We start from the raw sequence: 10,327 nt of genomic DNA on the forward strand, positions 1-10,327 counted from the left end.
ACAAAGGTCGTCGGTTCAAATTCGGCTCCCGCAACCAACTTTCTTATCTTAAAAATTTTTTTATCAAATCCTCTTATTAAATTAATTTTTGGTTCAAATACAATTTTTAACTTTCGTCAGTTTTGTCGGGCTCTCTCTTATTATTCACAAAGGTCGTCGGTTCAAATCCGGCTCCCGCAACCAACTTTCTTACCTTAAAAATCTTTTTATCAAATCCCCTTATCAGATTAGTTTTTTGGTTCAAATATAATTGTTAACTTTCGTCAGTTTTGTCGGGTTCCTTTATATTAATTCTTATTTGACTTCCAAAGTGATTAATAATTAATTTCGCTTATCGCTTATCGCTTATCGCTTATCGCTTATCGCTTATCGCTTATCGCTTTAACTGCGCTATTTTTATTCTGGACCGACCAGTTTTATTGCAAAATTTTTAGCCTTTTCAAAATTAGAAAATTTAGCCTTATAATTTCCTAAAGTGCATTAATAATGTAATTATTGATGTTTGTGTGTGTAATTTAAATCAATTAACTGCTCGAAATAGATTAAGATCTGCGCCAATTCTATAATCATAAACGAGAGCAACATGACAGCAGTAAACAACCAGAATTTGCTTCAATTACGTTTTATTCAACAGCCTCATATTGAAGGTGTAAAACCATTCTTTGATCATCTACCTGATAACCCATATGCAGACGGTGCTTTCCGTAAACGTCGTTATTCGGTATTGAAGTTTGTTGATAATGAAGTAAGCCTTCAGCCAACTAAAGCGTTTGTTCAAGACGACTCAATTAACAACTTTCAGGGTAATATTGAGCGCGTTTATGAGAATTTAGAAACCGATTTAATTAACGGCGATGCATTTAAACATTTACTGACTGAATTCAGAGCGATGACAGGCATTGAAGAGAGCCGTGACATCGAAGTTCATCAGTTCAGAATGTTAGCGATTGAAAGCGACACACCACCGGCACCTGAAGGTGTTCACCAAGATGGCTTTGATCATGTATGTGTATGTGGCGTTTCTCATGAGAATATCGCAGGCGGCGAGTTGTTAGTATACGAGCATAAAGAAGCTGAGCCTTGTTTCAAGATGGAAATCAAAGACGGTTTGTTTGCACTTGTAAATGACCGTGAAGTTTGGCACAACGCCACACCGATGAATAAACTAAATGCCGATGAAGTTGGTTATTTAGATTGCTTCGTGTTTACAGCGTAAGAGGCCATAATGGAACTACAAAAATTGCGTCGTCAGTTCCCTGCACTTATGCAGCAGGTGAATGGTCAATCTCCTATCTTCTTAGATGGTCCGGGTGGCTCTCAAGTACCTCAGTCGGTGTTGAGCGCAATGTCGGCTTATTTGGGTTACTACAACTCAAATTTAGGTGGGGCATTCTTCTCAAGCGATAAAACTGTCAGTTTAATGGACAATGCACGTCAAGCAGTTGCTGATTTATTAAATGCGCCTAGCAAAGAGCAAATCGTGTTTGGCGCGAACATGACGAGTCTAACATTTAGCTTTAGCCGTGCGGTATCACGTGACTGGCAAGCGGGTGATGAAGTGATTGTGACTAATGCCGATCACTTCTCAAATGTGTCTTCTTGGCGTCAGGCTGCTGAAGATAAAGGTGCACTTGTACACGCTGTAAAAATCAATGAAGCGGATTGCACACTTGATTTAGCGCATTACAAGTCATTGTTAAATGACAAGACTAAGCTAGTTGCTGTGACTTACGCGTCGAACACCACGGGCTCTATCAACGACATTAAACAGATTGTTGAACTTGCGCACCAAGTTGGTGCGTTAGTGTATGTGGATGCGGTTCACTATGCGCCTCATGAGCTTATCGATGTACAAGCCCTTGATTGTGATTTCTTAGCTTGCTCGGCTTACAAGTTCTTTGGCCCACACGTAGGGATTGTTTATGGTAAGCGTGAACATTTAGAAGGTTTTACGCCATACAAAGTAGAACCTGCAAAAGACGTGATCCCAGGTCGTTGGGAAACTGGTACTCAGAGCTTTGAAGGTTTGGCGGGTGTGATTGCCGCGATTGACTACATAGCTAGTCTAAGTGACCTACTAGAAAGCACGCCACGTCGTGAGCGTTTAGCACAGGCGTTTGCTCATACTAAAGAACATGAAATGGCATTAAGTGCGTACTTCTTAAAGCGTCTTGCTGATTTTCCTCAGATCCGTTTATACGGTATCGAAGATGAATCTCGCCTTGCTGAGCGTACACCAACTTTTGCTTTAACATTTGAAGGCTTAGCACCGCGTGAAGTGTCTGCGTTCTTAGGTAAGCAACATATGTGCGTGTGGGATGGTAACTTCTATGCGCAAGGCTTATGTGAGCAGCTTGGTGTAATGGATAAAGGTGGTGTTGTTCGTATTGGTTGTATGCACTACAACACCATTGAAGAGCTAGAAAAATTATTCAGTGCGTTTGAAGCGCTGTTAGCAAACTAACTTGTTCTATGTAGGCGTTATACGCCTACATACTTTCCTCAATATAACTATTTAGCTTTGCAATTCGCTGACCCATTCCTTCAATTATTTTATCTTTAATTTTTTCTCTGATCACACTTGGTAAGCGAGTTAATGCTTCTGGTGTTATGGTCAGTAAAATACTGTCACTTAGCGCTTTGGCATTGGTACTGTGTTCACGTTTACAAATAAATGCGCCTTCGCCAATAAATTCACCTGGCCCGACCTTACCAAGTTGACCAAGTTCTTCTTTTTTGAAGATCACCAGCTCACCACTCAGGATAATAAATAAACGGTTATCTTTTTCGAAACGTCTGAACGCATGTTTGTCTTTTTGGACGAGATACAAATGGCTGAAAGACTCAAGCAATACTTGTCTTTCAGCTAAAGTGAAGTCACTAAAAAAAGGCAGGCGATTGATTATTTCTAGCTGTTTAATCAGCGGTACATGTTCTAGTAACTTCATAGATAATATTCAGAATAGTTTTAGCTATCCTGAATATTGCGCTCTTTTAGTTTTCTGGTCAATGTATTGCGGCCCCAACCTATGCGAAGCGCGGCATCTTGTTTATGACCGTGGCAGGCATTTAAAGCTGTTTTGATCAGACGGGTTTCAAGTTGTGCTTGTACTGCTGGCCAAATATTTTCTTTACCATTTTTAAGCTCTTGGTTGAGCCAAACTTGAAAGGCATCAAGCCAATCACCTTGCGCTTCGGGTTGCACCTGTGTGTGTTGTAATTCATCAGGTAAATCGATATCACCCACTAGTTCACCTGGTGCCATGACCGTCAACCAGCGGCAGGTATTTTCTAATTGACGCACATTTCCCGGCCAGTGATACAACTGCATGGTTTTAATCGCTTCAGCGGAAAGTGTTTTACTTTCGACTTGCAATTCTTTCGCGCTTTTTGCTAAAAAGTGTACGGCTAAACGTTCGATATCTTCAGGACGTTCTCGCAGGGCGGGTATCTTTAAACGCACTACATTTAGGCGGTGGAATAAATCTTCACGGAATTTACCTTTTTGTACTAAGGTTTCAAGATCTTGGTGTGTCGCCGCGATAATTCGCACATCAACTTTAATACTTTGATGTCCACCGACTCGGTAAAACTCACCATCAGCCAGTACACGTAGCAAGCGGGTTTGTACATCGAGTGGCATATCACCTATTTCATCTAAAAATAACGTACCACTATCAGCCTGTTCAAAGCGGCCGCGACGTATGCTATCAGCGCCGGTGAAGGCGCCTTTTTCATGGCCAAACAACTCAGATTCTACTAAGTCTTTTGGAATAGCGGCCATATTGAGTGCGATAAAAGTATTGGCTTTACGCGGGCTGTGATTATGTAATGCGCCTGCAACAAGCTCTTTACCAGTACCTGATTCGCCATTGATCAAAACACTCATACTTGAAGCCGATAATTTACCTATGGCGCGAAATACTTCCTGCATTGCAGGGGCTTCGCCTATGATATCAGGGCTGTTTTGTGGTGTGCTCGGTTGCGCTTTGGTTTTACGGTTTTGTTGTTGAGTCTCGTAAGCACGTTCAACTAGTTGGGTTGCTTCGTTCAGATCAAAGGGCTTTGCCAGATATTCAAATGCCCCTTTTTGAAATGCATTGACCGCTGAATCTAGGTCTGAGTGTGCTGTCATAATGATCACAGGCAGATTCGGATGCTGACTATTAATCTGTTCGAGTAGTGCCATGCCATCTATACCCGGCATACGCACATCAGATACAAGCACTGCAGGTTGGTTGTACTCAAGCGCAGTCAATACATCTTGGCCATTTGTAAAGCTTTCTGTGGCAAAACCTGCACGAGACAAAGCCTTATCTAAAACGAATCGAATAGATGCATCATCGTCAACTAACCAGACTGATTTCATTCGTGATTCCCCGATGGTTGTGATGTAAATGGCAAATATATATTGAACTCGGTATGACCCGGCCAGCTGTCACATTCAATACTGCCACCATGTTGTTCTATCAGTGTTTGTGCAATGGAGAGCCCGAGACCTGAGCCACCTTCTTTATTGGTTACCATAGGGTAAAATAAGGTGTCTTTTAATTGTTCGTCTATACCTGGCCCATTGTCGCTGATTTGAATAAGCAATGCTTTTTTAACGACATGATCCCCTTGACGAACACGATGTCTGAATCGGGTTTTTAAGGTTATCTCTCCACCTTGTTTGAGCGCTTGCTGTGCGTTACGCACGATGTTTAAGATCACTTGCTGGATCTTAGCTTGGTCAATAACCACATCAGGAATACTCGGATCGTAATCTTTCTTTAAGCTGATGTGTTGACCCTGTTCAAAGCTGCATAGTTTGATTACAGACTCTAACAATTGGTGGATATTGCACGATGTTTTATTAGGGAGCTGGTTAGGGCCTAATAATTTATCTACCAATTCAGTCAGTCTATCAGCTTGCTCTATGATCAGCTGTGCACATTGCTCGCGCTCTTGCTGGCAAGTCTCGTACTGCAATAATTGCGCCGCTCCACGAATTCCGCCCAATGGATTTTTTATTTCATGGGCAAGGCCGCGGATCAGTGTGCGCGCAGCATGATATTGGTGCATTTGCTTAGAGGCTTGATCAAATTTTACTTCGTCATCAATTTTGCGACATTCAAGCAAAATGTAGGCTTGGTGCTGATGCACAATTTTACGACTATAAATATTCAATGTGGCAGAGCGATTATCGATGAACACCACGTCTACTCTGTGTTGCTGGCAATCAACGCCTTCATCTAGCACGTATTGAGAGAGCTTTTCTAGGTCGATACTGTGATGATTAAAAATACTGAGTAGGGGTTGATTGAGTAGGCGTTTTAGGCCCAAGCCAAACAGTTCACTACATGAATTGTTGGCAAATTGAATGGTGTAAGCATCATCAATAACTAAGATGCAAGTTGATAGATTTTGCCAAACGTTTTCGGCAAAAGAAGTTAAGGAGTGTGCCATGATGGATCAGTTTTCATTGTTATGCACCAATTTGGTGCGTTTTATCATACGCCTACATTTGACTTGCATCAACGATTACTGACACTGGCTTTATGAAGGTAAAATGTGTGCTCTTTGCTTGTTGCAATTTGTGCGCCCTGAGGGTTAAAAACAGCTATTTTTATCTTATGTTCACCCCGAGAGAGTGATTTAAGTACAAATGATGTTGAAGACTGCTTTGCACCTACAGCACTGCCGTTGTGGAAAAGCTGGACGGTAAAGCCTTTATGAAAGCTAGGTAGCACCTGTCCACTGACATAAACGGTACCAGTGTTTTCTCTAATGGTTTGTTCGTGGTTTGGAGAAGTGATATTTGCTTGATAAGAGGTTTGCTGTTGGGTATTTGATGATTGCAGGACATTGGTATTGGTACTTGGCATGACCAATGGCTTATTTAACTTTACTTCTTGCGCGCCTTTTCTGGGCGTGTCTGAATAGACCCAATTGCCATTTTTATCTTTCCAACGATAAATTTTAGCGTCACTTGGCAGCGCAATGAGTGCCATTAAAATACATAACCCCTTAACCGTCCATTTCATTTTTCTGCCCTAACTCTTATCACACAATGCAATAAATACTTTAGTTGTTTATGAACTGCTTTACCATAAAAAAGCCCGCTTTCGCGGGCTTGAGAACACATATGATTTAGGTGCGTGTCAGTTACACGCTGAAGTACATTTCGAACTCGTCACTTATAGTATGAGTTGTCATGTCCTCTAGAATTTAACTACTAAGTAAGCAATTAAACGCTGTAGTACATTTCAACTCGTCACCTGTAGTATGAGTCGTCATGCACTTTAAAATTTAATTACTTAAGTTAGTAATTAAACGCTGTAGTACATTTCGAACTCAACTGGGTGAGTCGTCATGTTCAGTTTTTCCACTTCTTGTGACTTTAGGTTGATGTAAGCATCAATTAAGTCATTAGTGAATACGCCGCCTTGAACTAGGAATTCACGGTCAGCGTCTAGCGCTGAAAGTGCTTCTTCTAGTGAAGCTGCAACAGTTGGGATTTCTGCTGCTTCTTCTGCAGGTAGGTCGTATAAATCTTTATCCATTGCATCGCCAGGGTGGATCTTGTTCTTGATACCGTCAAGGCCAGCCATAAGCATTGCAGAGAATGCAAGGTACGGGTTAGCAGTTGGATCAGGGAAGCGAACTTCGATACGACGTGCTTTTTCTGATGGTACTACTGGGATACGGATTGATGCAGAACGGTTACGAGCAGAGTAAGCAAGCATAACAGGTGCTTCAAAGCCAGGTACTAAACGCTTGTAAGAGTTAGTAGACGCGTTAGCGAATGCGTTGATTGCTTTAGCGTGCTTGATGATACCACCGATGTAGTATAAAGCGTCTTCAGAAAGACCGCCGTACTTGTCACCAGCGAATAGGTTAACGCCATCTTTAGCAAGTGATTGGTGGCAGTGCATACCAGAACCGTTATCACCAACAACTGGCTTAGGCATGAATGTTGCCGTTTTACCGTATAGGTGCGCCATGTTGTGGATAACGTATTTCATTTCTTGAATTTCGTCAGCCTTGATAACCATAGTATTGAAGCGTGTTGCGATCTCATTTTGACCCGCTGTTGCTACTTCGTGGTGATGTGCTTCAACTACTTGACCTAGCTCTTCAAGAACAAGACAAGTTGCTGAACGCCAATCTTGGAAATCATCAACTGGTGCAACTGGGAAGTAACCGCCTTTAACGCCAGGACGGTGGCCAGTGTTGCCGCCTTCGTAGTCTTTGTCAGAGTTCCAAGCTGCTTGCTTAGAATCAATTTTGTACATAGAACCAGACATGTCTGTTTTGTATTTTACATCATCAAATACAAAGAACTCTGGCTCAGGGCCAAATAATACAGTGTCTGCGATACCTGTTGAGCGCATGTACTCTTCAGCACGCTTGGCAACTGAACGTGGGTCACGCTCGTAACCTTGTAATGTTGCAGGCTCAACTACGTCACAACGTACAATAAGTGTTGTTTCTTCTGCAAATGGGTCAAGCTTTACTGAATCAGCGTCAGGCATTAACACCATGTCAGATTCGTTGATGCCTTTCCAACCAGCGATTGAAGAACCATCAAACATTTTACCATCTTCAAAGAAGTCTTCGTCAGCTTGGTGATGAGGGATAGAAACGTGCTGCTCTTTACCCTTAGTGTCAGTGAAACGTAGGTCAACAAACTTAACGTCGTTTTCCTTGATAAATTGTAAAACAGTATGAGACATGTGTGTCCTCCAAAACTCGTTGGGTTATTTATTTTGTTGTAACTTTCGTTATTACTGCGCAGCTATAAGCGGGTATTGTGCCAGTTTTTTATCTAAATGAATTTAAAGGTTTTTTGTGTTTTTTGATTTGTATTGCACCTTAGTGGTGCACCAACATGATCCGCAAATGCACGCTTGTGGTGCAGTTCCAGTATAGTGCATGATGCTTTTTTGCCCAGTTTTTAGTTGCAAAAATACACTCTGTAATTTCATTTCCATGCTCTATTAGAAGCAGGAAGGCCGCATTGTCATTTAAATCACATTTATAAAAGGTATTTTGTTGAGATTATTGTATTAAAGCGGGCGCTTTTATGGCGTGGTTTATTTCAGCTTCTATACTGAATTGACCCTTTATTCGTCGAATAGTGACGTCAGTTGAAAAAATAATGCTGCATAAACTTTCATCTATGGCGTTATTAGGGGATAATACGCCCCTTTTAAATTCTAGCGGCCTATTTTGGGCTGTGCTACACGATTTGGTGTATAGGATTAACCCACTCTTTCGAGTAATTATCTGAGTTATAAACATGAGCATTGAAAAATTACGTAATATCGCGATTATCGCGCACGTTGACCACGGTAAAACGACCCTAGTAGACAAGCTACTAGAGCAATCGGGCACGTTAGAAACACGTGGCGGTAATGAAGAACGCGTGATGGATTCCAACGACATCGAAAAAGAGCGTGGTATTACCATCCTAGCTAAAAACACCGCGATTGAGTGGAACGATTACCACATCAACATCGTAGACACTCCGGGACACGCTGACTTCGGTGGTGAAGTAGAACGTGTTCTTTCAATGGTTGACTCAGTATTACTACTAGTTGATGCGCAAGAAGGTCCAATGCCGCAAACGCGTTTCGTAACGCAAAAAGCATTCGCATTAGGTCTTAAGCCAATTGTTGTTATCAACAAAATCGACAAGCCAGGCGCACGCCCTGATTGGGTAATGGACCAAGTATTCGATCTATTCGATAACCTAGGTGCAACTGACGAGCAGCTTGATTTCCAAGTTATCTACGCTTCAGCAATTAACGGTTGGGCAACGCTTGACCTAGACGAGCCTTCAGACAACATGCAACCAATGTTCGAAGCGATCGTTGAGCAAGTAGAAAAGCCAGATGCAGATCCTGCAGGCGCATTCCAAATGCAGATTTCACAGCTAGACTACAACTCATACATCGGTGTAATCGGTGTTGGTCGTATCAAGCGTGGTACTGTTAAAGTAAACCAACAAGTAACAATTGTTGGTGCTGACGGTTCTACTCGTAACGGTAAAGTTGGCCAAGTACTTACTTACTTAGGTCTTGACCGTCACGAAGCGCAAGAAGCGCAAGCGGGCGACATCATTGCAATTACAGGCCTAGGTGAACTTAAGATCTCTGATACTGTATGTGATGTAAACGCAGTTGAAGCACTTCCAGCGCTTTCTGTTGATGAGCCGACAGTAACAATGACGTTCTCTGTTAATACGTCTCCGTTCTCTGGTCAAGAAGGTAAATTCGTAACTTCACGTAATATCCTTGAGCGTCTTCAAGCTGAACTTGTTCACAACGTAGCGTTACGTGTTGAAGAGACAGATAACCCAGATAGCTTCCGTGTTTCAGGTCGTGGTGAACTTCACCTAGGCATCTTAATTGAAAACATGCGTCGTGAAGGTTACGAGCTTGCAGTATCTCGTCCAGAAGTAATCCTTCGTGAAGTAGATGGTCAATTAGAAGAACCATATGAAACAGTAACAGTTGACGTTGAAGAAGAGCACCAAGGTTCTATCATGGAACAGCTTGGTCTTCGTAAAGCTGAAATGACTGACATGGCGCCAGATGGTAAAGGCCGTATTCGTATGGATTTCATGATGCCTTCACGTGGTCTAATCGGTTTCCAAACTGACTTCATGACACTAACATCTGGTTCTGGTCTTATGTACCACACGTTTGATCATTACGGCCCACACAAAGGCGGTAACATTGGTCAACGTAAGAACGGTGTACTTATCGCAAATGCTGCAGGTAAAGCACTGACTAACGCACTATTCAACCTACAAGACCGTGGTAAGCTATTCATCGGTCACGGTGTTGAAGTTTACGAAGGTATGGTTATCGGTATTCACGCGCGTGATAATGACCTAACAGTAAACGCACTTAAAGGTAAGCAATTAACTAACGTACGTGCATCAGGTACTGACGAAGCGCAAAATCTTGTGCCACCAATCGTTATGACACTTGAGCAAGCACTAGAGTTCATCGATGATGATGAGCTAGTAGAAGTAACACCTGAAAGCATCCGTATTCGTAAGAAGCTACTTACTGAAAGCGAGCGTAAGCGCGCGAGCCGTGAAGCTAAGAAATAATCTTTTACGAGATTTAATACCAATCCTCAATAATACTTAATCATTTTGAGGGACTAAAACTGACGCTAACTTCGTTGGAAATTTCTTATTTAGAACAACTAAATAGCAAAATTTCCGCCTCGTTATCGACAAGTTTTCCTTGCCTCAAAATAGATCACTTAATTAAGAGGGTTGGTATAAAAAAACCGCTCAATTGAGTAATGCAGATCGTTTAAGCTA

8 protein-coding genes are annotated in these 10,327 nt (G+C 42.0%); 3 read left to right on the plus strand and 5 right to left on the minus strand.

The genetic code is table 11. From position 1 onward, the window contains the following. The first annotated feature begins 583 nt into the window (after positions 1-583). Positions 584-1,216, plus strand: a complete 633-nt coding sequence (locus C1E24_RS20600) for a 2OG-Fe dioxygenase family protein (protein WP_138484774.1) — start codon at positions 584-586, stop codon at positions 1,214-1,216. A gap of 9 nt (positions 1,217-1,225) precedes the next feature. Then, a complete protein-coding gene (locus tag C1E24_RS20605) occupies positions 1,226-2,464 on the plus strand; it encodes a cysteine desulfurase-like protein (protein WP_138484776.1) in 1,239 nt (412 codons plus the stop codon). Positions 2,465-2,489: 25 nt separating this feature from the next. Here C1E24_RS20605 and C1E24_RS20610 read toward each other — a convergent pair whose 3' ends face one another. The 5 genes from C1E24_RS20610 to glnA form a co-directional block, all read right to left on the minus strand. After that, complete coding sequence (locus tag C1E24_RS20610) at positions 2,490-2,948, minus strand: cyclic nucleotide-binding domain-containing protein (RefSeq protein ID WP_138484777.1); 459 nt, start codon at positions 2,946-2,948, stop codon at positions 2,490-2,492. Positions 2,949-2,968: 20 nt separating this feature from the next. Next, positions 2,969-4,369, minus strand: coding sequence for a nitrogen regulation protein NR(I) (gene ntrC / locus C1E24_RS20615; RefSeq protein ID WP_138484778.1), 1,401 nt, complete (start codon positions 4,367-4,369; stop codon positions 2,969-2,971). Continuing rightward, positions 4,366-5,448 (minus strand): nitrogen regulation protein NR(II), encoded by a 1,083-nt coding sequence (gene glnL, locus C1E24_RS20620; RefSeq protein WP_138484779.1) that lies wholly within the window; start codon positions 5,446-5,448, stop codon positions 4,366-4,368. Before glnL ends, ntrC begins: the two co-directional genes overlap by 4 nt. A gap of 68 nt (positions 5,449-5,516) precedes the next feature. After that, entirely contained in the window at positions 5,517-6,026 is a 510-nt protein-coding gene (locus C1E24_RS20625; RefSeq protein WP_138484781.1) for a DUF4124 domain-containing protein, read from the minus strand. Positions 6,027-6,311: 285 nt separating this feature from the next. Further along, a complete protein-coding gene (glnA, locus tag C1E24_RS20630; RefSeq protein ID WP_138484782.1) occupies positions 6,312-7,718 on the minus strand; it encodes a glutamate--ammonia ligase in 1,407 nt (468 codons plus the stop codon). A gap of 566 nt (positions 7,719-8,284) precedes the next feature. Here glnA and typA point away from each other — a divergent pair. Then, positions 8,285-10,108 (plus strand): translational GTPase TypA, encoded by a 1,824-nt coding sequence (gene typA, locus C1E24_RS20635; protein ID WP_138484783.1) that lies wholly within the window; start codon positions 8,285-8,287, stop codon positions 10,106-10,108. The last annotated feature ends 219 nt before the right edge of the window (positions 10,109-10,327 follow it).

The organism is Pseudoalteromonas phenolica, from assembly GCF_005876835.1.
In the GTDB taxonomy this organism is placed as follows: Bacteria; Pseudomonadota; Gammaproteobacteria; order Enterobacterales; family Alteromonadaceae; genus Pseudoalteromonas; species Pseudoalteromonas phenolica_B.